The following is a 26,479-nucleotide window of genomic DNA, read 5'->3' as shown; positions in this document are numbered from 1 at the left end:
GAGCTGGCGTGCGACCTGTGACCCCCGAGCCGCGACCCCTTGACGGGTTGTGGCTTTCCTCATTTCTCTATTTACTTTCAACTCAAATGCTAGCTGCACGAATTGACATTGTCCATTTAGTCGCCCGTTAGGCGTAACGCCGGTGAATTGTCCGGCATCAAGCCATGGCAGCGGGTTGGCGCTCGCGCCGCGTGACGCCGTGCCAAACGGCTCGCCACGCCGTAGGGGTTCGCCGGATTCGGGCTCGGCGGCTGGGCGTCAAACAGCCTCGCCTGGTCACCGAGCACGGTAGATCGAGCGTCGGTGCACGTCGACCGCTTTGGACCAGGCTTGGTCGTTACCCGTGATCGATCGCGTCACGGCGGTTCGGTTGGATCAAGTCGGATACGAGGTCAGACGGCTTGGGCGGCCCCGCTTCGATTGATACGGTCGGATCCGTGCTGTACTTCGCTGCTGTACAGCAGCCTCTCCGTATCGGTTGTCTCCCACACTGCCAGGACGGTCCTCACTCAAAATTGTTGAGCTGCGATCCCGCTACTGCGACAACGTCGGGCGACTTCCCGAGGCATCCCGCAACACCCCGGTGATGACCGGTCGATCTGCACGGACCTGGCACGTCGCGAGGACCGACCGCGAGGTGGTCAGAGACCTGCCTTGGTGACTCCGTAGACGGCCTGAGAGTGAGTGAAGCCTTCGCCGCCGTCCGACGACAGTTGCTCGATCAAACCCTTACGAGAGAAGCCCGATATCGATAGGTAGCTCATTGCGGACTTGTAGGCCTGCTCGTTGAAATTGATGTGTAGTGAGTCCACGGCGTACGTCGCAGCCTTCACCGAGTAGCCGTCGCCGCCGTCCGACGACAGTTGCTCGATCAACCCTTTGCGGGAGAACGCGCTGAATTCGATGTAGCTCTGGGCCGACCGAATGGCGTTCTGCTCCTCCACGGTTGGCGCCCTCGTAGTCGGTTTGACGGCTGGAGGCGCCGCCTTCGTAGTCGGCTCAACGATCGGGGGCTTGGTTGTCGGGTCCGCGGTTGTTCTTGACGTCGGCTCTGTAGTGGCGTCAATCGTCGGGGGAGTAGCCGCGACCTTCGGGGCGGTCGCCGCGACCGTGGTTGCCGGCGTGGCATCCGCGGAGCTAATGCTGATCATCAGAGCCACGACACCGAGCCCCAGGCCCCAGCCGGGCCTGGTCTTGTTCACCATCGTGGTCAGAGCGGCGGCACTGACGATGATGGCCGCCAGGCCGAGGAGCGGGCCCACGGCCGGCACCCGGGCGAACAGGAAAGCGATGATCCCGATGCCGAGCGACCAGCGCAGCAGTGGGTGCTTGGCTGGCTGCGAGGTGAGGGGCGGGGGAAACGGCTGCTGAGACACGGCGGGCGGTACCTCTCGGCGGGCGGATGCATGATCGTTTCACTGCTGCCCGCCTTGGGCAGTGGGCCTTCTGGACGGATCGTCGATTGCGTCCCTGCCAAGCTCCGCCCAATCGGCTGAGGCTTTGCTAGACGCAAAATGAGGTGCAGGCAGACATTCGGTGCCAACTCCTGGAAAGAAAGCCAAGGCTAAGAGCCGTGCGCGCGCCGTGCGCTAGGCTCCGTGCTGACTCACCCGACGTCGTCGGTCTGCCCCGTTTTGGCAATCTGTCCGCCGAAAAGGTCAAGTCCATCGCTTCTACGGTCTACCTCGCTGTTTTGACCGCTTCCGTGTCAAGGAACGATCATGGCGCTGCCAGCTGCGCTTGTATCACCGCTGAGCTGCGCAGAGATACCATGAGCGGCCGTCGACGTCCGGGGTTGTAGCCCGGCGTTGTCACCCAGTTAGACACCCAGATTGCTGGGAGGATGCGTGCTTGACTCCACGACTACGTTGCCATCATGTCGAGTTCCACCGTCTTGACGGCGCTTGTCGCCGCGCTGGCAGCCCTCGGGGGCGTCGCTACCACCAACATTTCCGATTACTTCAAGGATAAGCGCCGCATCAACCACGATCTCGAAGTGAAGAAGCTAGATCGGGTTGCTGCTGAGTCGAGCAGGCGGAGGACTTTCGAACTCGAGAACCTGCATGCTGCCTACGACGCCATGTACCTGCTGATGCGGGACTTAGTGAAGATCCACACGGTAAGCGTCGAAAGCGCCAGAACCACCGGCCTCGGTTACGGCAGCGCTCGGCTACCCGAAGGAACGACGGCCGACCTGGAGAGCAGAAGCCGTGCGGCGAAGACCATCCAGTTGATCCTCGACGACAACATCCGCAAGATCGCGCTCGACGCGCAGACGGCGATGACCGAAGTTGCCACGATGGGCGCCCGCGCAAAGTTTGAAGGCAGGCCCCCAGTGTCGGTTGACAGTGGGGAATCCGCGTGGACGGAAGCCGGCAGGCTCGGCATCGATGCGATGGAGCTGATCGCGGATCGTATCCGCACCCTAATGCAGGAAAACGTCAACTAGCGGATGGCAACTGGGAAGTCCCTTGACCCCAGGCAACCAACATAGCTACATGACCTTAGGAAAGATGCGACTTAAGCTGCAGGCTTAGTCCGCTGAAGTCCACGAGGGTCCGCCGTGATCACTCGCGATTGTCACTCATTTAGTCCACCCACGTAGCCTCCCTCGGGCTCGCTCAGCCGAAGTAAGTCGCTGATTGTTCCGGCCCAATCTGCGAACGAGGTCAATCAGACTCCGCCTCACCGTGGGTCGGACGTCTCTCTGCAATACGTCTTTCCTAATTGCTCGACGCAATTCTTCTAGGTCATCAAGTGTGAGTCGCGCAACTCTTCGCCATTCATTCTCGTCGAGTGGAGCTCCAGCGCTGAGTTGCGTCAGCAAAAGGCGATGTTGGCTTCGCATACCGAGTCCGATTCCAACAGACAGGAAGACCTGGAAGTCTCTACTCGCCACAAGTTCAGCTTTTGGCAAGCATTCGTCGATCTTTTGATCCCACCTGCCCCACTCTTGCACCATGGGGCCGACATCAGCCGATAGCTTTTCTGAAAGCCGGTAATCAACTAGCTTAGCCGAGGAGGCTATCAACGAAAAGATCTTGTAGGCGTTGGTCACAGCGTCGAACAAGTCGATGTATGCCTTCATTCGCTGATCTCTAGCCCAATTTGAGACTTCTCTTGATTCGGTTGCCTTGGCGCCGTACCGAACGCCCAATAAAGCCGCTCCAGCAGCGATTATCGGAGGAACCACCGATTCCCAACCCATGGCGACACGCTACAGAGGTGCGTCATCGGATGGACAGGAGCACACGGCCCGACGGCCCGACAACGGCGCGTGGCTGCAACGGCACGGCGACGGAGCCGAAGGACGAGAACGTGAAGGATCTCTTTGGGGGTTAACGTGTCCGGACGGCACCCACCTTGACGCGATCGCGGTGCCGACGGCCCGCTGCCGGAGCCGCGCCAGGCCTCATTCGTGCTCAACTCGTCCGCATACGCCGATACGATCGACAACACCCCCAGCGTCTGGAGGCTGGCCCCTAGTTAGCGCCGGCCGGCTTCTCTGCTAATGGCGCAATAGGCGGATCGCCGAGGAGAATTCTTTCGCTTGCGTGCCGAGGACCCCTGTCATCCATACCGCCCGGTAGAACTCCCACCAGTCGAAGAGCGACCGGTAGACCGCCTGGTTGATGACTTGGCGACCTGCCTTCCACCCGTCCTGGGTGTTCATCTGTGCTGAGAGGTCCACGTCGGCGGCCAAGATCGACGACACCATGCCCGCCCAGATGGACCGCGGCGACGGCTGAACCTGCGGATCGTCGCCCAGCGAATCGAGGAAGTAGAACCTTCCCTGGTCGCCAAACCGGTCCAGTGCGTTCAGTTCCGCAGCGATCACAGGGTCCGCTTCGATGGCAGCGCGCCGTGCCTGAATATGGTAGGGAACCGTGCCCCTGGTTAGATCAAGCTGGGCACGGGCTTGCGCGTCCGCCACGACGACACGGTGACGAATTCGTTGCATGTGGTTCTTCGATGGCCACGGCTCGCCCCGGTCAAGACGAGCCATCCCGATGGTCAGCTTCAACAGCTTCTCGGCGCCCAAGGCCAGCAGTGCCATCGCTGGCGATGCGTCGTCGTAGTCGTAGGTGGTGGCCTTGATGATCCGAAGTCCATGTGCGAACAGGGCAGACGCCTCGTTCGCTTCCTCGATCAGGGCGAGATTCCACTGCAGGCTGCCCGGGGTGTTCATGAGCTGAGGCTACGGCTGCGGTCCAGCGACTTTCGTGTCGTCGCAGCGTGGCCGTGTTGTGCCGGGGTTGTCGGTTTTCCGGCGCCTTCGAGCCAGCCTTCCTATGAATTGACACCATCGGCTTCGCCACCAAACCCCCAGCTGGCACGCCATGATGTTGTTGTGGATGCTCGGCGGCTCAAGATGCACACGGTCCTTCGATACGGTCGCGACGGCGGGCCGAATGTACGAGTGGTCGACGGTTATCCGAACTTTTACTTCCTGGCGACGGCGCCTGGTAGCTCCCTGCCGATGTTGACCATGGAGCGGGGCATCACCACGCCCGCTGGCGTCAAGGGTCCGGACGGTCTCAGGCGTCCGGTGATCCTCATTCGCTCAAGCCCGTGGAAAGCTGGGCACGAGACGAATCCCTGGCACGACGAGTTCGACGTCGACCACGGTCACGTCCGCTATTTCGGCGATCACAAGGCGGGCACGACGGGCCTACCGGGCGCCACACCTGGCAACCGCGGCCTGCTAGAGGCATGGCGTTATCACGCCGGCACCAGCCCCGCCGAAAGGCTGCTCGCACCGCCACTGATCCTTTTCCGCTCCACTACGGTGCATCGAGATGGGCGCGCCATCGTGAAGGGACACGTTGAGTTCATGGGTGCGGCGCTCATCGAGCGACTGGAACACGTGGTCCAACGCGACCCCCAGACCGGGGTAACCTTCCCGAACATCGCACTGGACCTCGCAGTGGTCGACCTCTCCGACAGCGGCGATGAGCTGGACATGCGGTGGATCTACGACCGGCGCGACGCGGCGCTTGACGCAGAGAAGGCCAATCGATACGCGCCCGAATCGTGGAAAAAATGGATTAAACAAGGCAGTGCCGCAGTGCCCTCCGTCCGCCGGCGAGTGCTTTCCTCCCGCATCCGCAGCACCGCTGAGCAGCAGCCTCAGGCGGGCAGTCCCGAGGCTGAGGTCCTCGGGAAGCTGTACAAGTTCTTCGATGGCCGTAAGCATCAGTTCGAGCAGCTCGCTGCAGTCGTCGCCGCGCGTGTTTTGGGCAGCTCCGGTGCCTCGTACTCCCCGGGCTGGCTAACACGGGCCGGTGGGGACGGCGGCCTTGACTTCGTCGGCCGGCTGGACGTCGGTCTACCTTCCGCGAATACTCCGCTGGTGGTCCTCGGACAGGCCAAGTGCGTCCTACCGGACTCGACCGTCAGCGCGGAAACTGTCGCGAGAGTGGTCGCCAGGCTGCGCCGCGGCTGGCTCGGGGTCTTTGTCACCACCGGCTCCTTCTCCAAAAGCGCGCAACTTGAGGTGATCGACGATCAGTACCCCTTGGTGCTCATCGCCGGTCTTGTGCTCGCCGAACAAGTGATCGCCATCGCCGCCGCCGACTATGCTGGCGACCTCGACGCGCTCCTCGGAGCTGTCGAGCAGGACTACGAGCAAGCAGTGACGCAGCGCAGACCCGAGGAGATCCTGCGGGACTGACAGTCTTGACACCTCGATACCTCAGAGCCGGTCAGGGCCGAGCCTCCACCGGCATTCTGGCCGGTCGATCGCCAGTGACGCCTTGGGGTGAAAGGTCATCTCGTAGGGTTCGTTGACATGGCCGATCGGCTTAGGCCCAGTCCTCCAGGCGGGCACGGCGAGGCGGGAACTTGAGCTTGTTCAAGGCCTTACCTTCGATCTGTCGGATTCGCTCGCGGGTGAGCGAGAATCGGTATCCGATCTCTTCTAGCGTCCACGGTTCGCCGTCGATGAAACCCATCCGGAGTCGGATGATTTCCGCCTCTCGTTCGCTGAGCTCACCGAGCAGCTTGTCGATCTCAGCTCGAAGTTCCCGACCGTCGCGGTCGCGCTGCCCGCCATCTTCCTCGTCCGCGATGAGGGAGGCGATGGTCGTGCCGCTGTCGTCGATGGTCCTGTCCAGCGAGACGACACCCTGCATGAGCTGGAAGTGCCGGAGGACTTCGGATTCGTCGAATCCGGTTTCCGCAGCCAGCCTGCTCAGCGAAGGACGGATACCCGCCGCGACGAGCCCGTTGTAGGCGTTGCGCGTGCGCGTGATCTTTTCGCCGAGATGCACCGGGATTCGTATGAGCCGGTCGAAATCCATGATGGCGCGGGTGATGTGCTGACGGATCCACCAGGTCGCGTAGGTGGAGAACTTGAAGCCCTTGCTTGCGTCGTACTTCTGAACGGCTCGGATCAGACCCAGGTAGGCGTGGCCTGCCACGTCTTCGGCCTCCATGTGGACGGCTTGGGCCAGGTGCCGTCGAGTGATGGACCACGCCAAACGGACGTTGTGAGTGATCAGCGCGTCGAACGCCTGAGCCGGTTCCGCATCGTCGGGAAGGCGTCGCCGGAAGTCTTCGGGCAGTTCCTCCGCCAGCTCCATGTCCGCAGGGCGCATCAGGAGCGCCAGTCCCACCTCTTGCTCGGCCGTCAAGACATATCGGCTCGGGTCACGCATCCAGCGTCGAGCTCGTAGGAGGTCGCGCGCCGCGGCGACTGCGGCGTCATGGTCGACCGCGATCCGCTCGTCGGCAGCCGGCACGGTTTCGGTGCCTGCCTGTGCAGGGATCGCGGGCACCGACCTGCCGCCCGGGGCGATCGTTGAACCGGACGGTGAATTGACCTCACGCGTCGCTTCCGTCGTTGCCGCGGGTGGTGCATCAGGCTCAACGGTGACGCCGCCGGCCTGCAACGTGGAAATGATCTCTGCTTCGAGTGCCTCGTACTCAGCCGCGGGCGCCACAGATCGGATAACCCGTTCAAGCCGACTCTCGCGGATCCTGCCATCGCGGACATATGGCGCTAGCCGACGGACAAGACGCGTCAGGAGTGAACGATCGACTACTGGGTGGATTCCGGTCATGTCCTCGTTAACTTAAGGTGCGGTGCGGCACGCTCCCGTGCCTGATGACGGTCACAACATACGCATGGGGTACGACAAGAATGCGCATGATCCCGCGAGAACTGCCACCAGACCTCGACACGACGGCTGAGCTGCGCGTTCACGCGGCACTGGCCTCGCCCGACCTGGCCGGAGTCGCACTGCATTCGCTCCTGCTGCCCGAGCATGACTACAAGCTCACCGCCGAGATTGACTTCCTGCTCGTACTCGATGAAGCGGTGCTGGTCGTGGAGGTCAAGGGCGGGGGCGTGGCCTGTCGCCAGGGTCAGTGGACCTACTCCGACCGCGCCGGCCATCGGCGAACCTCCCGTGAGGGTCCATTCCATCAGGCCAACAGCGCGATGTACGCGTTGCGTCGCAACCTCGAGCAGCGGCTGGCTCCCCACGCGCTCGCCGACGTGCCGTTCGGGTATCTCGTAATCACCCCGGACGTCGAACTGCCGATGAGTGCGGAGTGGGACGAGCAGACATACGTCGGACGCGGTCCTTTCTCTCGTCCCAACGGTCTCCGAGATGGACTACGCCGCGCGGTGGACTACTGGGTCGGCAAGCACCCCGGGGCGAAGCCGCTGCCACGGAGTCTGCGCACCGACATCGCGAACACAGCGCGTCCCGACTTCGACCGCAGCCCCGGGCTTCACGCACGGGCGTCCGCGCTCGACCAGTCGTTCGATCGGCTCACCGCCGAGCAGTTCGACCGTCTCGACATTGTGACCGACAACGCCCGAGTCCTGTGCGCGGGAGGCGCTGGCACAGGCAAGACCTTCCTGGCCGTCGACGTCGCCCGCCGCCGGCGAATGAGCGGCGCCGATGTGATCTTCACCTGCCGCAGTGAGGTTCTCGCGGCGTTCGTCGCACGTCGGCTGCACGGCTCCGGCGTGCGGGTCGTGCCCTTCGAGCGGCTCGCCCAGGTGGCGCCCGCCGAGTATCTGGTCGTCGACGAAGCCCAGGACCTGATGTCGTTGGAGCGGCTCGACGTTCTGGACAAGGCGGTTGTCAATGGCCTGTGGAAGGGGCATTGGGTCATGTTCCACGACCCCAACGGCCAGGCCCACGTCTACGAGGGGTACGACCCCGAGGCGCTGCAGATGTTGCGCGACACCGGGGCAACGACCGCCAATCTGCGTACCAACTGTCGCAACACGCGGGAGATCGCCTTCCAGACGAGAGCGTTGACCGGGGCTGACACCGGTGTCGCCGCCGCCGGCTCCGGGCCGGAGGTCGTGTTCGTCACCTGCGAGAACCAACGAGACGAGACCGCCCGACTGGAGGCGCACCTTCGGGATCTGCGAGAACACGACGTTCCGAACGGCGATATCACTATTCTTTCTCTAAGAGGCGACTGGGACTCCAGCAGCGCTCGCGACACGCGGGAGGCCCGGCGAGGAGGAATCCGCAGGCTCGGCGTCGACTGGGCAGCGGATTGGCCCGGCACGACCCTGACTTGGGCATCCGTCGTCGACATCAAGGGTCTGGAGAACAGGTTCATCTGTGTCGTGGATGTGGACGGGCTCCGCGACGACCGATTGGATCGCCTTTACGTCGGACTCAGTCGGGCTCGGGCGGGATTGTGGGTCGCCCTCGACGAACCCGCTGACGAGCGGGTCAAAGAGCTCTATTCGGTCTACGCGGAAGCCGCGTTCGAAGTGTTGAGGAAGGGCGACCGATGACCCAGACCTTCGCCGACGTCCGTGAGGATTTCGTCTCGTACGTCCGGAGCCAGCTGGTTGGCCCGTTCGACGGCGACAACGAGGTCATCGCTGACACCCCGAACCGCCGCTACCTCATGGGCATCCTCTTCCCCGGCCGCGTCGCCGCCGAGGAATTCATCGAGGAGGAAGGCGAGCAATCGGAGCAGCCAGATAACCGCGCTGGCGGCGACGAGAACCTCTTCAGCGACACTTCCGTCACCACGGCCAACGACTTCCTGCCGGCCAGCCAGGGATTCACCTTCTACACCTCGGCCCGATCCCTTCACGTGGAGGTACAGGCCGCACGCTACGAAACGCTCGAAGGCGCTGCGGCGGAGGCGGCGATCGCCGCGCTGCACGAGCCGCTCGCCGAGCCGACCGAACAACAAGACCGAGATCCGCGCCGGCAGCGCACCCGTCGGGTCTGGCGGCGCCACCCGCTGGCTGCCGAACAGGTCGAACTCACCGGACCCCGACCGCCCATCGAGGTGCTGGAGGGGCGCGCTCGGCTGCACGTCCGTTGGCGGCCTGTGGCCGACGGCGCTCTGGTCACGGTGACCCTTGTGAACGCCGAAGTCGCCGAGGGCGACGTCAAGGTCGACCGGCTCTGGGACAAAATGCTGTTGCAAACTCAGATCACTGTCACGGTCGCCGATGACGGCGCCATCCTCGAATACCCCTCACTCGCCGCGGCCAGCCACGACGAGGAGGAGGAAGAGCTGCGCCTGCAGCACCGCGACGCGCGCACCCACGCCATCGGCCACGGCTGCGCCGTGCGTTGGTCCGGTTCCGGCACGGTCGATCGCCTCTGGTCCGACGTGATGCCCGACCTCGAGGTCCCGCGCGTGTCCGCCGACGCGCGCACCACCGACCCCGACGCAACCCGGGCCATGGACATCGCGTGGCTCAGCGACCAGCAGGTCTCCGTCGAACTTCTGCACCGCTCTCTGAGCGCATTCATCGGCCAGTACCGGTCGTGGGCACAGGGACAGCGCGAGGTCGTCGGGCGGCTGGCTCACCGAAGGCAGCGGGACGCCGCCGGCCGGATCCTGGCCCGCATCGACACCGCCGTCGTGCGCATGACACGCGGGGCGGAGCTCCTGGCGAATGACGCGACGGTGCTCCAGGCCTTTCGACTCGCGAACGAGGCGATGCTTAGGCAGATGCGACACGGGCGCAGCGATCTCGCAGGATCGCGTCGCCGCCGCGCGGAGGCGGTCGCCATGCCCGGCTCGTACGAGCCCGGTCCACGCTGGCGGCCTTTCCAGCTCGGGTTCGCCCTACTGACCCTCACCGGTCTGGCCGGCGACGACCCCGACGGCGAACGTGACATCGTCGATCTGATCTGGTTCCCGACCGGTGGCGGTAAGACGGAGGCCTACCTGCTGTTGGCCGCATTCGAGATCTTCCACCGCCGGATCCGCCACGGTGACCGCGGAGCCGGCACCACCATTCTCAGCCGGTACACGCTCACGCTGCTGACCACCCAGCAGTTCCAACGAGCAGCCACCACGATCTGCGCCTGCGAACGGCTTCGCCAGGAAGATCCCGCCCTGCTGGGCGACATGCCAATCTCCATCGGTCTCTGGGTCGGCGACGAGATGACCCCGAATCACTACGCCAAGGCGCACGACGCCGCCGAGGCGCTCAAGGAGGCGAACGAGCCGGACAACCGATTCGTGCTGGAGCGGTGCCCGTGGTGCGGGACCGAGACCGTGCCTCGGCAGCGGAGTGAGGACGCCTCGGACTACGGCATCACCTCTTCCGAGACCAGCTTCCGGTTCCACTGCACCAACGACCGATGCCCGTTCCACATCCGGCTCCCGGTCCACGTCGTCGACGACGACCTGTACGAGCACCCGCCCACCTTCGTGCTCGGCACCGTCGACAAGTTCGCCGGCCTGGCCTGGGAGCCCCGGGCAGGCAATCTGTTCGGCAGACCCGCCCGACGGCTGCCGCCGACGTTGGTCATCCAGGACGAGCTGCACCTGCTCACCGGACCGTTGGGAACCACCGTCGGGCTGTACGAGACGGCCATCCAGCTGCTCTGCGAGCACGAGGGAAGACGGCCGAAGGTCATCTCCAGCACCGCAACCATCCGTCGGGCCCCGGACCAGGTCCTCGGACTCTTCGGACGCAAGGTCGACCTCTTCCCGCCGTCGGGCATCTCGGCGGACGACTCCTACTTCGCGCAAGCAGACACCCAGCAACCCGGCCGGAAGTTTGTCGGGATCATGGCGCAAGGTCACACCTCGGACACCGCCACCGTGCATACCCTGGCCGCGCTCCTGCAGGCGCCCTTGGATCTGCAGCTCAAAGGCGACTCCCGCGACGTCTACTGGACCCCGATCGCGTACCACAGCTCCCTCAGAGAGCTGGGCCGTACGGTCACCATGGCCCGAGACGACGTTCCTTCGCGTCTTACCGCGCTGGTACGTGATCGACCGGTCCGCAAGTTCGAGGTCGACGAGATCACCTCCAACGTCGATCGCGCCCGACAGCCCGAGCTGCTCGAGAGGTTGAACCTCTCATGCGACGAGAGAGGCCATCTCGACCTGGTGGCCAGCACGAACATGCTCAGCGTCGGCGTCGACGTCCCGCGGCTCGGGCTCATGTTGGTCAACGGCCAGCCGAAGGCCACCGCCGAATACATCCAGGCGACCAGTCGAGTGGGCCGAGACCGCCACCCCGGACTCGTGTTCGGCCTCTTCCGCTCGACCAGGCCGCGGGACCGATCGCATTACGAGAATTTCGTGCCCTATCACGCCGCGCTGTACCGCTACGTCGAACCAACCAGCGTCACACCCTGGTCACCGCCGTCGCGTGACCGGGCCGTCCACGCCACTCTGGTCATCCTCGTGCGACACCATCTCGGTCTAGTGAGCGACGGCTCCGCCGGAGATGTCGTGAATCATCTGCAGGCGGTCGACGGCTACATCGAACAGATCGTGTCCGTGACCCAGGCCGTGGAACCACGCGAGGCCAGTCGTACCCGCGCGCAACTCCAAGGACTGCGCGACGACTGGGTACGACGCGCCAACGGCGCCGCCCGCGACAACCGGCAGATGTACTACACGCCGAACGGCAAGGGTCAGACGAATCTGCTCAAGGACTTCGGCGGCAGTGGTGACGGCTGGCCGACGCTTCGATCCATGCGCAACGTCGACCGGGAATGCGCGCTCGACGTCGCCAAGGCGGGATCCGCCTCCGGCTCCCCACGGAAGGCCTGACATGAGGAAGATCCGGCAGTCCCAGACGCTGGTGCCGTTCGGGGTCGGCGCCATCTTCGACATCCGCGGCGAGTCGTTCGTCGCCTGTGACATCTGGCGCTGGGCAGGACGTGGCTACCAGGTGCGTTCCGAACGACTCTGCCGCGCTCTCAAGATCCAGGAGCTCAAGGCCGCGCCCGTCGTCGGCACCTCCCGGTGGGCGCCCCCCAGTGCGGGCATTCCCTACCACCGCTTCCCTACCTGGTTGTTCTGTCAGAACTGCCACAACATGGTCCGCTGGCGGCTCTCGCTCGAACAAGACGGAAAGGTGCCCACCTGCCCCACTTGCGAGGGCAAACGGCAACTCGTACCGATGCGGTGGATCATCATCTGCGAGCACGGCCACATGGACGATGTCAATTGGCCCAAGTGGGCGCACTCGGGCGGGAAGAGTGACGCGTCCGAGGGCCGATGCGAACAGGAGCGACTCGTCTTCGAAACTGTGCCGAGCCTCGGCGCCGGGGGCCTGGAAACGCTGCGGGTGCGGTGCCGCACCTGCAACCGCGGGCGCAACCTGGTCGGTATCACGGGTAAGGACGCCACGACGGCCATCGGATCGTGCGCCGGCAGGCAACCCTGGCAGCGCTGGGAGGATCGCGCAGAATGCGATGCCATCCCGCGGGTCGTTCAGCGCGGCGCGAGTAACGTCTACTTTCCGACCGTCCACAGCAGCATCGAGATCCCGAACACCTCACGCGCGGACGCCGACAGCGAGAAGGCCCTGGAGATCAAGAACGACAAATGGTACAGCGGCCTGCTGACGACCAACCCCGAATCCCCCATGGCGCGCATGGCCGTGGAGACCCTGGCTGCCGCGTACGACGTCACCGAGGACTTCGTCCGGGCGCTCGTGGCGGATGACAAGGCGAAGGAACAAGGGCTGGGCACCGTCGTCACCGCGAATCCCGGGGATCTCCTCGGCGAGGAGTGGGCGGCGTTCGTCACCCCTCAAACGCAGGACAGCGATGATTTCAAGACCAGGCACGTGGGCTTGGGGGACGGCAGCGAGGCCCCCCACGACGCCTTGAGCGGCCGCATCGACAAGGTCGTGGTTGCCGACCGGCTTCGTGAGGTACGGGCACTAGAAGGCTTTCACCGCGTCATCCCGGCCAAGCCGGCCAATTTCGTCCGCGCCGATCTGGGCCGGCATCTGAAGTGGCTCCCGGCCGTCGAGGTCCTCGGCGAAGGCGTGTTCATCAGTCTCGAGGAAAGCCGGCTGAGCGCCTGGGAGGAGACGGACGCCGTCGTCGACCGCGTCGAACTACTGGACCGGCGCATCGACGAGTCATTCATGGCAGCGCGATTCCGCGAGAAGACGGGTCCCCGGCTGACACCGCGCTACCTCCTGCTGCACACGCTCGCCCACCAGCTCATCCGCAGACTGGCATTCGAATCCGGCTACTCCGCGGCTTCCCTGCGCGAGCGCGTCTACGCCCGGTCGAACGCCGACGACGGGCCGCGGCAAGCCGGCGTGCTGATATACACGGCAGCAGGTGACGCCGAAGGCACCCTTGGCGGACTTGTGCGGCAGGGCGAGCCTCCACGCTTGACCCGCACGCTGTTGGAGGCCCTGCAGGACGCCACATGGTGCTCCGCGGACCCGCTGTGCCGCGAGAACACCGCCGCCGGCCTAAACGGCCTTAACCTTGCCGCCTGCCATGCGTGCTCGCTGGTGTCCGAGACCAGTTGTGAAGCGGGCAATTTCCTGCTCGATCGGGTCGTCCTCGTCGGCTCCGAACAGGTTCCCGGCTTCTTCGAACCCGTCGTGAGGGCCGCGCTGGAAGCCGCCGGACGGGCCGTCAGCGAGGAATCGTGAACCCCGACCTGGTGCTCGAGGACGACGAGCTTCCCAGCTACGAGGACCTCAGCGAGGAACAGGACGAGATATACAACTTGCCGCTCGACGGCAATTTCCTCGTGAGCGGGCCACCGGGCACCGGCAAATCCGTCATGGCCCTGTACCGGGCGCAAGCCCTGACCATCGACGACCGCAGTCCGTCGATCCTGATGTTCAACAACGTCCTCAAGCAGTACACCCGTCGACACGCCGCCCACCTCGGCGTCGAGGACAACGTCGAGACCTTCCATCGGTGGATGCGGCAGTTCTGGCTCGGCACCTACCGCCACAACCCGCCCAAACTCGGTGGTGACGATTGGGCCTACGACTGGAAGACCATCGCCAGCCAATTCATGAGCGATCCACCGCAGCCGCACACGCTGCACGACCTGATCGTCGACGAGGGTCAGGACATGCCCTCCGACTTCTACCGCATCGTACGTTGGGTGTCGGCCAACATCACCGTTTTCGCCGACGAGAACCAGCAGCTACGCGACGACAACACCACGCTAAGGGAGATCAAGGCGAACGTCGGCGCGGTCGATCACCTGCACCTGTGCCGCAACTATCGCAACAGCCTCGAGATAGCGAAGCTCGCCGGCTGGTTCTACTGCGGTGCCCCCACTGGCGTACCGGACCTGCCCAGCCGCAGCTGGCGACCTGGACCGACGGTTCAGAACTACGCATCCCTGAACGAGTTCGTCGAGGCCGTCGCACGGTACGCGACCACCCACACCAATCGGCGGATCGGGATCGCAGCGCCGACCAAGGCCGCTCAAAAGAAGCTGTACAACCGCCTGAGCCACCGCCAGGTGCCGACCGAGACCTACATCTGGGACGACGACAAGCATCGTGTGTTGGACTTCTCCGCACGAAACGTGAAGATCATCAACTACATGAGTCTGAAGGGTCTGCAATTCGACACGCTCTTCGTGCCCGACCTTCAGCTCGTCACCGGCGATGTCACCAGTGCCACGATTCGAATGCGCTTCTACGTCGTCACCTCGCGTGCCCGCAACGAGTTGTACCTGTCCTACACCGGCGACACCGAGCCGCCGCTCGTCGCCCGCATCCCCCATGACCTGCTGACCCGAGTCTGAGTCGGCGACCCGACGACCCCCGCACGACGTGCGAGGCTTGGAGAACACCGATGACCGTAGCCCCCAACCGTTTCGTCCTGACCAATCGGATGAACCTGAACGGCATGCTCAGCAGCCGGATCATCGGTCCGCGACAGTCCTTCGGCAAGTATTACCAGGACCTGCTCGAACTCGCCGGAGGCCGTGTGCCCCAGCTCAATGCCGCACCGTCGCCGGAACTGGTTGAGTACGTCTCCGCCAAGGCGCCGACAGGCCCCGCCCTGCTGGAACTCAGGCCGGCAGACACGAGCGCCCGACTCCCCGGAGTTGCGCTCACGGTGGCCATCCCGCTCAGCGAAGTGATTGCGATTCATCTGCCCGACGAGCGGGCCCTCCGCGAGCATCAGGCACGCCGCTACAAGAACGTTCACCCGCACGACGACCTGTTGAAGGTGAGCCCTGACCTATTCAACGGCTCGGCGACGCTCGATGACGTCCGCCAAGCAGGCTCCTCAGTCGCATCCGACCCGGCCCTCACGCCGCAGACAGACTGGCAACGGATCGACCGCCTCCGCGGGGCCATGTCCGCGGCGGTCTTCGCCGCGACGACCGGCAGGTCGTTGCAGACTGCGGGCGAGCTGCTGCCCAATGGCCCTTCCGGCGATGACATTCTCGCCCGCTGCCTGTCGACCGGAGACCGCACCATTCCGGGCACGACTGAGGGTGCCTTTCTCGCGGCTGTCGTCGACATTCTGATGGGGATCGACGTCAGGCAGGCCTGGAACCCGCAGGACATTGTCGCTGAAGTCCGCGAAACCACAAGCGCGGGCCGGACCACCGGCGTCGACGTGTCCGAGATCGAGGCGAACCTCGATTCCGTGGCGGCCGTGATTTCGAACAAGCGCCCCTTCACACCGTTCCGCCGCAAAGCGCGTGGGCTGCGTACCGCCAAGGCGCTCTTGCTCGTCCTGCTGAGGGAGGAACTCCCATCGCTGGCCACATGGGCTCCCGAGGAGACCGGGGCGGACGACATGACGCGGCAGATGGCCATGATTTTCGCTGGCCTGCTACGAGGCTTGAGTCGGGAATCGGTCTCGACGCGATCCCTTCTCGTCGACGATCACACCGCACGATGGGCCTGTGACCCGACCGGAGGCGGTCGAGTCGATTCCGTCGTGATCAGGCGGACCCGCGGTACCGCGAGCCTCGAAGTCGCGGGTGAGCGGGTCCGGAGCGTTTCGCTGAACTGCTCCGAGATCTTCAGGTCAATGGGCGAGAATGAGCGGCAGGCGGCTCTACCTCCACTGGCCACCATTCTGAACTCTGACGACGCGATCACCTTGGCAGTGACCAGCTACCGATCATCGTCACACCTGACGGACAAAGGCGAGCTCATCACTGCGTTCCCAGCCACGGCGAGCATTACGTACGGCTACGACCTCGCCACCCTGACGGAACAGATGGACGATTTGTCCGAGGAACAGGCCGACCGCGTCCGTGCTGTTCTCATCGATCACGTGGTGGCCGATCGGTGAAGCGACCGGCCGGGGCGCCCGGCTGACCTGTACCGCGAGTGTCTGGACCGGATGCTGATTTATAGCCCGCGGCATTTGCTGCCCGTCCTGAGCGAGTTCGTCAGGCACTACAACGGACACAAACCTCACCAGAGCCGCGTTCAACGCCCGCCCACCGCCATGGACACCGGGCCGGCCGTCATCGCCGACCTCGCCACTGCACGGGTCCACCGCAGGTCGATGCTCAACGGGCTGATCAACGAATACGCGAAGGCAGCGTCGCCGAACCGCATTTCGGAGCGGTACAGGCCGATCGGTTCAGCGGTTCGACGCTCTCGGCGCGGTCGCGGCGAGCGGCTTCCGAGGCCGAGGCCAGGAAAGAAGCCCATCGAGATTCACCCATAATGTGAGTGATCTCTTTGGGGGTTAACGTGTCCGGAGCTTGCGCGCCGTGATTTTTGAGCCCTGCCATCGTCGCTCTCGGTCCAACATTCCAAAATTCCGGGCCAGCCGCGGTTCGACTTCAACACGGCCCTCGCGAGAGTTCCGTTGTTACGCTGCTTTCAGCCTAGCCGCCGAGGTTCTCCAAAGCATTAGCCCGCGCGAGTGAAAGGGTGCGCTGCATGCGGTTGACTGATCAAACCCCGTGATCGAACCCCGCAGCGGCAACCCCACCGAGGTGCATTTTCCACACGGCGATCGGTGTGAACGCTGAGGCGGAACGCGGGCACCGACCTTCGTACGACCACCTGGAGTGCCGATCAGCAATGCCACAGAGCGCCCCCCTCCCGCGGAATAGGCGAAGCTGTCAGGTGGTGAAGTCTACCGTCCAAATTTCATTGCAGCTGCGTCATGAAATCGATCGCTTGCTGGCGTTCCCAGGCTTCGGTTAAGCCCGGTAGAGTCACTGCTTGTCAGTAGCTCTTACACACAAATCAGAGAGGTTCCCGGCTATGGTGGCGATGCTTTGGTGCGACCTCACAATAGCGGATCGTCTTGACCGGCTTTCCGCATTCGGGCGACCGATGGAGTTCTCCGAGGCGTGGCGTGGAAGCGACTGGGAAGGTGCTCAGCCGCATGTTGCCATTCTGATATACCAGGACGAAATTCGATGGCTAGGCCGGGCTCTCGGAGGAAGGCGCATCACCAGCCGTGACAGGATTGTCAACTGCTTTGATATTCAGGAAATCGATCCCATCGCCATTAACCACCTTCGAGGTGCGCTGCCGCCCCGCTATTGGTCCGTGGTAGAACGTCGGGGAATACTACCGCCCGCTACAGGAAACGCTGTGGTTCGGGCATTAGTTCAACTTCGCCCTTACGTAGCGAATGATTTGCGATGGTTGGCCCGAGATCGTGATATCCGACTTCCACCTGGCAAGAGGGGCGAAGTCTTGAGCCAAGAACGTGATGGCACCGGTTTGATTCTTAGCGTGGCGGGCTATGATCGAGGCGTCTTGCGTTCATGGTCGGAACCTCCCGCCGAAGTTCCCTTTCTCGGTGGAATTCCCGATGAGCGCCCGGCTCTTGAGGATCATCTGATAAATCATGATGTCGAGCGCTTCAGCAATTGGCTTCCTGCGAGCACGGAAAGCGTTGCATGGCGCGCGTTCACCGACGGCCAAAGCCGACTATTTGTCATGAACGCTAATAGGACCGCGGTTGAGAACACTCTCGGTGTCGACGTTGTCTACTTTAATGAGCGTCGTTCATCCTTTGTGCTAGTTCAATACAAGAAGATGTCGCGTGAGCAACTAAAGGCCGACGGTTCGCGTACGCTCGGATATAGACCCGACAGCAAACTCAAAGGCGAACTTGCCCGCATGGAGAAGGTTGACAGGTTGTGTAGCGGTACATCTGGAGAATTCCGCCTATTGCGAAGCGCGTGCTGGATGAAGCTCTGCGAGCCGAGCGGGATCGTGAAGGATCCGTCCGCCCTCGTGAGAGGGATGTACTTTGCCCGGGAGCACTTTTTGGATTTGATGGATACCAGCAAAGGTCCAAGGGGCGGCATACGTCTCACATACGACAATGTTCAGCGCCACCTCAACAATACGCAGTTCATCGAACTTGTTCGCGATGGGTGGATCGGTACTTCTGGCTCAGGATCCGACCAAGTTCAGAATTTGATACGCCAAAGCATTCAAACCGGGCACGCGGTGGTTTTCGGCGTTCGATCAGTCAATGAGGACCGTAGCCGAGGGTCGGGTATATACGCGCCTGCGAACTGAATCGATGATCTGCATCGATGTCGAGGATTTGAACCGTGGACTAACCGACCGCGCAATACTCCGACCCGTCCGTTTACCCGCCGGCGGCGTCCTTCCACTGCTGGTCGCCTCGCTCGGCGTCTACCCCGCGGGGAGTCAACTCATTCGTCAGAGCTCCGCTGCGCTTCGTTTTCCCGTAACCACGTCCGAGACGTAAGCTCCAAATGACTTGCGATCGGCATCTCGTAAAGACTCTGCGACGGCCCGCAATGCCAGATCATCCGTCGTTACGCCAGCTTCGACCAACTCAGCGATGCGCCGCCTAATCCCGTCGGCATTCGCAACCTCCGCGCCGATAAGGATCATCGCCGAAGACTCAAGGTCTAGCTCCGCGGAAGGTTCGGAGGAGAGTACTTGAGACAAAAGACTTGTAGCCTCACGAGCGTCGCCGAGGACGAACATTGCTGCGGCAGCGTTCACCATCACGTCCGGTTCGCCAGGAAGGAGGCGCATGGCTTTCCGAAATTGATGAATCGCTGCCTTCGGCCGGCGGCTGCACAGCAAAGCGAGACCGTAGCTTCCACGTAGAATGGTTGGCTCTAAGCCGTGCTTCAGCGCTATTCTGTAAAATTGAACGGCCGCTTCTGGCTCATGATCAATGAGCGCGAAGTCGCCTAGTTGCCTAAGGGCGTCTGGATCGTCAGGGACGAAACGCAAAATGTCCTCGACGGCGGCCCTCGCTGCCGTATAGTCCCGCACGTGTTCAATATTGAAGGCATTCGACATTCTGAGGATATCCACGTTGTTGGGTTGACGCTCCAGCGCAACCTGCATCAGCCGTTGAGCATCACTGATGTTGCCGCCCGAATTGGCAATGAATAGCGCGCGCCTTGCGACAGCAGCGGGAAAATTGACGTCACCAGCCGCTCGCTCATGCAATGCCGCAGCTCTGCTCGCGGAGCCAGGAAGCGAGGCAAGCGCATCCGCGAAGTCGGAAAGAATCCAACCTGGGACGTCCGGCTCACTGATCTCGACGGCGCGTTCATAGAGCCCAACCGCCCCTTCCGCGTCCGCAATATCGAAAAATAGCCTCTTTGCGAGGTTTGCAGTTGCAGTCGCGTTTGCGGGATCAATTTCTATTGCTCGCTCAAAAGCCGACCTGGCGTCCGCAGTTCTCTGATTTGACGACAGCCACGATCCGTAGTTGTTCCATAGTTCAGAGTTGTTCGGATCCAGCTTAAATTGTTCACGGAAGTACGACTTGGACGGATTCTGAACAACACTGGTCGAACCTCTGAGTATGATCGGCATTGGCTTGCCGTCAGGGCCAATCTTTGGACGTAGCTGGAGACCGCTCTGTTCCAAGAACCATGCCATGTCGGGTGGGATGAAGTCTCCCGTTTGTTCAGAGGTGAGATGTGGCTCGCTTGCTCCCCGTCCGAGGGCGTTGATTGATGCCGAGTAGCAGCCCTCGCTGATGAGGCCGGACGCATATCGGTATTTGGACTTCTCTTCGACGGCATTGCGGCGACTTGCAGATACGTTGACTTCACGGAGTCGGCGTCGCACCTCTTCTTCTGTTGCCTTAGCGCGAAGTGTGCGCTCCAGCAGTTCGCGCTCCTCGGAAGACACAGCACTCACCGCGCCGGCTAAGAATAGCCGCGCACGCTTTGGCTTGGTGACACTTATTGTCAGCCGCCCCGGTTCTGAAGGTTGAGGCTTGTCGGGCCTATCGTAAACCGATTGAAAGTTGGACACAAACGCGACCTGTGACTGGCTGCCAATAATTGCCCCAACGACAAACGTATGCCATCGATAGGAACGCGGTATCTTAGCCAAAAATGGCTCAGCCTTAGTTAGCTCGCGAAGCAGAGAAGCAAAGCTCGGAAGACCTCGCGGGCCAGCGGCCATGTCCGCGATCCACCGCCCGACGGGCAACATTCCGAACCTCGATACCCCAGTGAATCCTATAAGCCCCATCCACCCTGGACCGCTGACTTGGATTAACTTATGTGCATCATTCTCAACGATGCCATGCGTATATGGATTCGTAAGCCGGAAGTCGCATGACATGTGGACCGAAGTTTCATCTGCAAGAATCTGAACTAGGGTCATTTGGTACTCGAATCTGGCATCGACGAATCCGACATTTGAAGCTCACGAGACCGAAACACCGATGTGCTATTAGGAACCTTTGTCAGCTTTGGATAACCCGCCCGCTTAGGGCCAGCGGAGGTGGCGAGGAAACCGCTTTCGAGGATCCACCTTCGGAGTACTGGTGCCATGTGCGCGGGTACACCCTCGTAAAGAGTGCGGTCAGAACCTAGTCCTGCGATCCGCCAGCGAAGGGGGATCCGCACCACCGCCGAAGCATCGGTCGAACTCTGCTCGACTGCAGCCGTGCTGAACCCCTGATCCTCCGGTTCGTTCATCCGGTGGAGGCTACTAGCGATCGTCGTCGTCGGCAGCTGAGTAAGGGCTCCTATGTGAACATGCGATGCTGGCAGCCTGCAGAATGTTGTTTGGTGGGCCTGTTGTAACGCAACTCGGCGACGTGTACCGCCGCCGCGGCGAGACGGTCGCGGTCTACCGCAGTTAGATGGTGCGCAGCGAACAGTACGCGGCCTTCGGGGGACGCGATCGCCGCCGAAGGGCGCCCCGGCTGCGCACCAGCGCCGCACAGCACATGAAGGCCGCGAGCTGTCCGGCTGGTACCCGGCCCTGGAAGCGTTCGCGCCCGCCTTCACGCTGAACCTGCGCACGGTCTCGATTGGCCTATGGCAGGTGCCGGGCCAGCCGGCGGGCAACGCCCCGGGCGACCGTTGCCAGGGAGATCAACGGCGCGGCGCACAGCAGACCAATGAACGCCCAGCTGATGTCGCCTTGCTGGAAGGCGAAGATGATCGCGAGGACCGCCACGAGCGCGGCGGCGATGCGGCTCATCCGGGTGTAGCGGTTCGCGGCGGCCCGGGCGCGGCGGGCTGGGGTGACATGGATCCCGTCGGGGGCGATCGCGCGGCGGGCGGCGCGGGCCGTGGTCCATACGCCGATGGCGAGTACCAGCCCGGCCAGGTAGGCGACGGCGAGCAGGGTGCCGAGCCCGGTAGTGCTGCGGGCGATCAGTACCCCGATGACCGTGCCGGCCAAAAACAGAATGGCGAGCAGGCCTGCCGATACGGCGGCGAGGCCGAGCTTGCGGCGAAGCACGGTGCCGCCCGCGGTTAGTGGCTGTACGGGCGGGGTGGTCATGCCAGGAAACGCCATTGGGAGTCGTGCCCATCGACGAAGGTGGCGTCGGACATGCCTGGAGTGGTGGCCTTGGGCCAGTTGCCCTGCTGGCCGGACCCGGAGGGCGGGAACGCGCTCCAGTTGTTGAGATGTTGGTTGATGGTGGTGTACGGGCCGACCTGGGAGCCGGCGAAGGCCCAGAGCAGGGCTGCGGAGCCGGAGATGATGCCCAGTAGTTTCACCACCGAGGCGATGAAGGCCAGGATCGCCGGAGGCGCGCCGACGCCGGTGTCGGCGGCGGCCTCCTCGGCTCCGAACTCTGGGAGCGCGGACAGCAGTGCGGCGAGGCAGGCCAGCCAGAACGCGACGATGGCGCCGGCCATGGTCTTGAGCGCCGTGTCGAGCGCGTCGCACGTCGCCTTGATCGCGGCCAGCGCGGCGTTCTGGGCCGGCAGGGTGTTCTTGTACGCGGTCGCGGCCGGGCCCTGCCAGTGGTCGTCGACCTGTGAGTAGTTGAGGGTGGTCTCGCCGACCACAGTGCTGACCGGATTGCCGACCTGGCTGGTCCAGACTTCGCCGGCGTGCCAGAGGGCTGGGGGCCAACCGGGGTTGAGCACGAACTCTTTGATGTAGTCGAAGACTTCCTTGACGATGTCCCACATCTTGGTCAGCAGGTGGTTGACGTCGTCCTTGAGCCACGGTGGGATCCAGTCCCAGATCGAGGCCACCGAGTCGTACAGCGACTGCGCGCTGGTCTGCACCTTGTCCAGGTTGGTGCCGACTTTGGTGAGGATGTCATTGAATTCGCTGTCGGTGACGCCGACTGCGGTCACGGCGATCTCCTTTAGAAGACGTGGTGCAAACGGCGGTAGGCCTCGTTGTCGCTGCGCTCGTATTCGTTGGCCGCGGCGGTCAATGCCTGCGACAGCGCTTCGAACTCGGCCACGCCCTCACCGAGCAGCCGGGTGATTTTGTCTTGGATCTCGGCGTACACGCGGGTCATTCCGGCCTTGTCGCCGACGAACGAGAAGTGGAATTCCTGCAGGCCCAGGGGCAGGCCGGCGTTGCGGGCCGCGGTGAGGGTGTCGGATGCTTCGTCCCAGGTGTGGGCGTCCGTGCGCAGCGCCTGAACAGCGACACTGACCTGCTGTTCGGTGGGATCACCCATGAGTATGTGCCTCCTTGGTCAGCGGTATCCGAACAGTCGGCGCAGCAGTGTGCTCGGGTCGTCGGTCAAGGCCTTCAACTCCCGCACGGCGTCGTCCGCGGCGGCCTGGGCCGGCGGTGCGTCGGCGTTGCGGTAGGCGTCGGCGAATGCCGTTTCGCAGGCCCGCTGAACGTAGTCGGGCTGCATCCGGCGCAGGAACGCCTCCTCCGCCTCGATCTGTCGCAGGTCGCCGCTGCCGGTGACCCGGACCGTGACGTGCCGGCCGGCATCGTGACCGGTGTACTCGCGGCGAGCGCGGTCACGGGCTGCCTGGACGGCCTCGTCGAGCTGGCCTTGAGCGGCCTCGATCAGATTGAGGGTTTCCCGCATGGCGCGCTGGGCGTCGGCGCCGGCCGGGCCGTCGGCCGGCTCGAACGGGATCGGCGGGGGAGCGGCGTCCGGGCCAGGCCGGGCGGGCGGCTCGTCGGCCGTGGCGCCGGTGGCGAAGGCGCTCACCCGTTCTCGCTGGGCGTTGGTGTTGGCTTCCATCACGGCGGTGGCCAACCCGCTGTCCCCGTCGAGCTGACGACGCCAGTCGGAGCGCAGCCGAATCGCCTCGACGCGTCCGCGGGCGGTTATCGTCACCTCGACGGTTCCGGTCGCATCCCGCGCGCTGAATTGCCGCGACTCGGTCGTAGCCCCGGCGAACTTGGCCGCCAACTGCTGCGCCTCTGCCTGCAATGCGTTCAGCCGGTCGAGCCAGGCCGGCATCTGCTGGGCGGCGCCGAACTCACCCGCCACCGGTGGTATCCATTTCGCCTTCTGTCACGTCCGGTCGCCTCCCCGTTAGTCGAACATCACGATCTCATCTGCCGGTGGTGAGCAGGAAGACCGCTCGGGACGTGGCTCGACTGTACCGAGGAAGGCCAATCTGCGGGTGACCGGAGTCCACGGCACGCCGCAGCTGGCCCGCATTAAGGAAACTGCCGAGATCTATTCACGTTTAACCGGTGCGCGCCTTATTGGCATACGACAAGTCGACTAGTGACTACCTCTTTGGTTCAAATGCTGGGTGTGTGTGACCTGCCGCGTTCGACGGTCAGCGACTACCGTTCGCACGCCTCGTGCGTTGCCGGCCCGGTGAAGCTGCCAAGGTTCTGGCTCCGCGTGATTTGCTGGACCGCCACGCCTCCGCTGCGATCCAAAAGGCATCGACGCGTACCCATTAGCGATCTACCGTGCTTGCGTGATCACAGTAGGCGAGCTTTTGCGGAGCCGGGTCACGAAACTCGGCGCCGGTTACGAGCGGTGGGAAGAACGCCACTGCCGGAAACTGACGAACTGGTCGGTGGGACGGCGCTGGACGGTGTTCGTCTTCATGCCGACGATGTTGATCTGCTGCGGCGGCACGGTTGTGGGCGTGCCGCTGGCCTGGATTGCGCGGCAGACCATCGAGGCCGGCCGGGGCGCGCCGTCGCCGGACGCCGCAGCGGACTTATATCTCACGGCGCTGGGCTACAACCAGCAAGATGGCCTATTGCCGATCCTGGACAATCGCCGGCAGAAGCAACTATTGGCACAGTGGAAGGCGTACCGGGCTGCGATGGATAGCACAGACCCGCCGCCGTCAAAACTTGACTTCGGGGCGTTGTCGGTCGCCTCGCCGGTTGGTGGCGAGGTGGAGGTCACCGCGCAGGTGTCCGCGACATGGTGGGGCGTGGACGGCCGAGCGCTGTCGTACGAAAGCCAAGCGCGTACGTGGCGGATCAACACCCGCGAGGAACATGGCTGGCAGGTGAGTCGAGTTGAGGCTCCGGCTTGGTGCGGTGGCTACGTGCTCGCGTCGAAGTGCCGGACGTAACGCCACTCAGTTGTGCATGCGGTCAGCTGCGGGGAAACTGCCGGGGGCGGCTTGCGTTCGGTTACCTTCGCCCAGTTCGCTAGCTGTGGAGGTACGGCTTGTTTCATGGCCTCGACCATGCGCCGGGCGTCCTCCTCGTGGTCGAAGTAGTGCACGACTTCCCGGCCGTCGTTGTCGCCCTCACGGCCGCGTACCTGCCAACCGGTTTCTGTCCGCAGCAGGTCGATTTTGCGTCGGGCTATGCCCCATTTCCGGTTGTTCCATTGCTCGACCAGTACCGCCATGCACCGAGATTAGAACGCATGTTCGATAAGATCAACTCGCCCAACATGTCGAAGACTGGTACGAATCGTGCGTTACGTAGCGAACTTCGCGGTACGTAGTGGACGACACTCTGGCCAGGGGTTTGTCCTTGAAACCGCCTCAGGTATAGCGCGCCTCGGCCGATTGCCACGGTCGGAAGCCGGTATTCGCCGCAGCCATTGGTGTCGAGGAAGTCATGAGTCCCGTATTAGCAGCCGCTCGCAGGCTCGAGCGTCAGGCGAAGGACGCCGGCCTAGGCGTCTGGGCGCTAGAGGAGATTCAACTTAGCGTTGAAGACCTGATCGACTCGTTTGAGGCGGTAGCGGTTGAGGCTGACCCGCTCGATTGGATTCCGGCGCTGCCGGACCGAGCCTTTGCCGCGATCCGCACTTGCTGGGAACTGCATTACGGCTCAAGTGTCGACACTAGCGTCGAAGACTACCCGAGCTTTCGACGGCTTAAGAAGTTCGCACGACCGATCTTCATCCCCGTCGACCATGAGAGCACCCGTTCGCTAATCGGCCACTACCGCGCGGTCGCGCGCGCGGCGTGCGAGCGGGTCCGGGGCAGCACCCGCCGACCTGCCCTGCAGCACCTGCAGTACCTCGAGGACAGCTTGACCGCAGATGGATGGCGGAGACTGTGCCAAGGCGCTGAGGTGTCGAATCTTCCTTTCGAAGATCCGTGTTTTGGCCCGATCGTCGAGTTAACCGGCTCCAGATACCGCCATCTTGACGTAGAAATAGTATTCCTTCTGGCGGAGTTCGCACTTCAATTCCGCAACGAACCGTATTCCGGCGATGTAGACGAAGAGTATTGGGGGCCGCTAATTGACGAAGGGATCCGCATTTATCTTAGTTTTCTCGCCAGTGCGACTGAGATGACGTTGGGCGAAACTGATTTGAACTGGGAGCTCGGCTGCCTGCGAGATATACCTGACGGGCTATTAGAGCCGGAGGACTGGCAGGTGGCTCGCGCTTGGAAGTTTCGCCCGTCCCGGCTTCTCCAGAGTTTTTGCGATTCTGGTCAGGAAGATGCAGTCGACGCCTATTATGTCGCGGCAGACCAATTCGTGATTCGACTGCGCACCCGGCTCATGGCGGAGTCTGGGTCGGTGGCAACTCGTGATGTCGATCACTATCGATCATTGCTCGTGGAGTGGCGAGCGCAAACAGATGTCGGCGGCGCGTGAAAACTGACCCCCGGGCGGCGGCCGAACGCGGACCCCTCTTTCAAG

At 63.3% G+C, this 26,479-nt stretch carries 19 protein-coding genes; 10 read left to right on the top strand and 9 right to left on the bottom strand.

The features are described 5' to 3' along the window. Positions 1-641: 641 nt before the first annotated feature. The gene (locus ODJ79_RS45030; RefSeq protein WP_263029896.1) at positions 642-1,376 is read right to left on the bottom strand and encodes an Ltp family lipoprotein; all 735 of its coding nucleotides are present in this window, start codon (positions 1,374-1,376) and stop codon (positions 642-644) included. 500 nt (positions 1,377-1,876) lie between these two features. Here ODJ79_RS45030 and ODJ79_RS45025 point away from each other — a divergent pair, with 500 nt between their 5' ends. Next, a complete protein-coding gene (locus ODJ79_RS45025) occupies positions 1,877-2,449 on the top strand; it encodes a hypothetical protein (protein WP_263029895.1) in 573 nt (190 codons plus the stop codon). 1,059 nt (positions 2,450-3,508) lie between these two features. On the opposite strand, the gene ODJ79_RS45020 is transcribed toward ODJ79_RS45025, so the two are convergent. Continuing rightward, complete coding sequence (locus ODJ79_RS45020) at positions 3,509-4,189, bottom strand: hypothetical protein (protein WP_263029894.1); 681 nt, start codon at positions 4,187-4,189, stop codon at positions 3,509-3,511. Between the two features lie 231 nt (positions 4,190-4,420). On the opposite strand from ODJ79_RS45020, the gene ODJ79_RS45015 reads away from it, so the two are divergent. Then, a complete protein-coding gene (locus ODJ79_RS45015; protein WP_263029893.1) occupies positions 4,421-5,674 on the top strand; it encodes a restriction endonuclease in 1,254 nt (417 codons plus the stop codon). A 130-nt stretch (positions 5,675-5,804) separates the two neighbouring features. On the opposite strand, the gene ODJ79_RS45010 is transcribed toward ODJ79_RS45015, so the two are convergent. Continuing rightward, complete coding sequence (locus ODJ79_RS45010; protein WP_263029892.1) at positions 5,805-6,944, bottom strand: RNA polymerase sigma factor RpoD/SigA; 1,140 nt, start codon at positions 6,942-6,944, stop codon at positions 5,805-5,807. A 200-nt stretch (positions 6,945-7,144) separates the two neighbouring features. Between ODJ79_RS45010 and ODJ79_RS45005 the strand changes: the two genes are divergently transcribed. From ODJ79_RS45005 to ODJ79_RS44980, 6 genes are all read left to right on the top strand, one after another. Next, on the top strand, positions 7,145-8,773 hold the full coding sequence (locus ODJ79_RS45005) for a nuclease-related domain-containing DEAD/DEAH box helicase (RefSeq protein ID WP_263029891.1): 1,629 nt from the start codon (positions 7,145-7,147) through the stop codon (positions 8,771-8,773). Beyond that, the gene (locus ODJ79_RS45000) at positions 8,770-12,024 is read left to right on the top strand and encodes a helicase-related protein (protein ID WP_263029890.1); all 3,255 of its coding nucleotides are present in this window, start codon (positions 8,770-8,772) and stop codon (positions 12,022-12,024) included. The genes ODJ79_RS45005 and ODJ79_RS45000 overlap by 4 nt, the downstream gene beginning before the upstream one ends. A gap of 1 nt (position 12,025) precedes the next feature. Further along, positions 12,026-13,879 carry a DUF1998 domain-containing protein gene (gene drmB / locus ODJ79_RS44995; protein ID WP_263029889.1) on the top strand — a complete coding sequence of 618 codons (1,854 nt, stop codon included), beginning with the start codon at positions 12,026-12,028 and terminating at the stop codon, positions 13,877-13,879. After that, complete coding sequence (locus tag ODJ79_RS44990) at positions 13,876-15,000, top strand: AAA family ATPase (protein WP_263029888.1); 1,125 nt, start codon at positions 13,876-13,878, stop codon at positions 14,998-15,000. Before drmB ends, ODJ79_RS44990 begins: the two co-directional genes overlap by 4 nt. 50 nt (positions 15,001-15,050) lie before the next feature. Continuing rightward, complete coding sequence (locus ODJ79_RS44985; protein WP_263029887.1) at positions 15,051-16,514, top strand: hypothetical protein; 1,464 nt, start codon at positions 15,051-15,053, stop codon at positions 16,512-16,514. 932 nt (positions 16,515-17,446) lie between these two features. Then, positions 17,447-18,724, top strand: coding sequence for a hypothetical protein (locus ODJ79_RS44980; protein WP_263029886.1), 1,278 nt, complete (start codon positions 17,447-17,449; stop codon positions 18,722-18,724). 147 nt (positions 18,725-18,871) lie between these two features. Here the strand turns inward: ODJ79_RS44980 and ODJ79_RS44975 are convergent, their stop codons facing one another. The 5 genes from ODJ79_RS44975 to ODJ79_RS44955 form a co-directional block, all read right to left on the bottom strand. Then, the gene (locus ODJ79_RS44975) at positions 18,872-20,335 is read right to left on the bottom strand and encodes a tetratricopeptide repeat protein (protein WP_263029885.1); all 1,464 of its coding nucleotides are present in this window, start codon (positions 20,333-20,335) and stop codon (positions 18,872-18,874) included. Positions 20,336-21,478: 1,143 nt separating this feature from the next. Beyond that, positions 21,479-21,952, bottom strand: a complete 474-nt coding sequence (locus tag ODJ79_RS44970; protein WP_263029884.1) for a hypothetical protein — start codon at positions 21,950-21,952, stop codon at positions 21,479-21,481. Continuing rightward, positions 21,949-22,764: a hypothetical protein gene (locus ODJ79_RS44965; RefSeq protein ID WP_263029883.1), complete on the bottom strand. Its 816-nt coding sequence runs from the start codon at positions 22,762-22,764 to the stop codon at positions 21,949-21,951. Before ODJ79_RS44965 ends, ODJ79_RS44970 begins: the two co-directional genes overlap by 4 nt. Before the next feature lie 11 nt (positions 22,765-22,775). Next, positions 22,776-23,099 carry a hypothetical protein gene (locus tag ODJ79_RS44960; RefSeq protein ID WP_263029882.1) on the bottom strand — a complete coding sequence of 108 codons (324 nt, stop codon included), beginning with the start codon at positions 23,097-23,099 and terminating at the stop codon, positions 22,776-22,778. Positions 23,100-23,117: 18 nt separating this feature from the next. Beyond that, positions 23,118-23,879: a YbaB/EbfC family nucleoid-associated protein gene (locus tag ODJ79_RS44955; RefSeq protein ID WP_263029881.1), complete on the bottom strand. Its 762-nt coding sequence runs from the start codon at positions 23,877-23,879 to the stop codon at positions 23,118-23,120. Between the two features lie 445 nt (positions 23,880-24,324). On the opposite strand from ODJ79_RS44955, the gene ODJ79_RS44950 reads away from it, so the two are divergent. Further along, positions 24,325-24,939, top strand: a complete 615-nt coding sequence (locus ODJ79_RS44950) for a hypothetical protein (protein ID WP_263029880.1) — start codon at positions 24,325-24,327, stop codon at positions 24,937-24,939. On the opposite strand, the gene ODJ79_RS44945 is transcribed toward ODJ79_RS44950, so the two are convergent. After that, positions 24,909-25,223, bottom strand: coding sequence for a hypothetical protein (locus ODJ79_RS44945; RefSeq protein ID WP_263029879.1), 315 nt, complete (start codon positions 25,221-25,223; stop codon positions 24,909-24,911). The two genes, ODJ79_RS44950 and ODJ79_RS44945, sit on opposite strands and share 31 nt — an antisense overlap. Before the next feature lie 215 nt (positions 25,224-25,438). Here ODJ79_RS44945 and ODJ79_RS44940 point away from each other — a divergent pair, with 215 nt between their 5' ends. Beyond that, positions 25,439-26,434 (top strand): hypothetical protein, encoded by a 996-nt coding sequence (locus ODJ79_RS44940; protein ID WP_263029878.1) that lies wholly within the window; start codon positions 25,439-25,441, stop codon positions 26,432-26,434. Positions 26,435-26,479: the final 45 nt, after the last annotated feature.

It is taken from the genome of Actinoplanes sp. KI2, from assembly GCF_025630775.1.
Lineage (GTDB): Bacteria > Actinomycetota > Actinomycetes > Mycobacteriales > Micromonosporaceae > Actinoplanes.
Note: the sequence above shows the minus strand (reverse complement) of the source record. Positions and strands in the feature narration are given on the sequence as shown.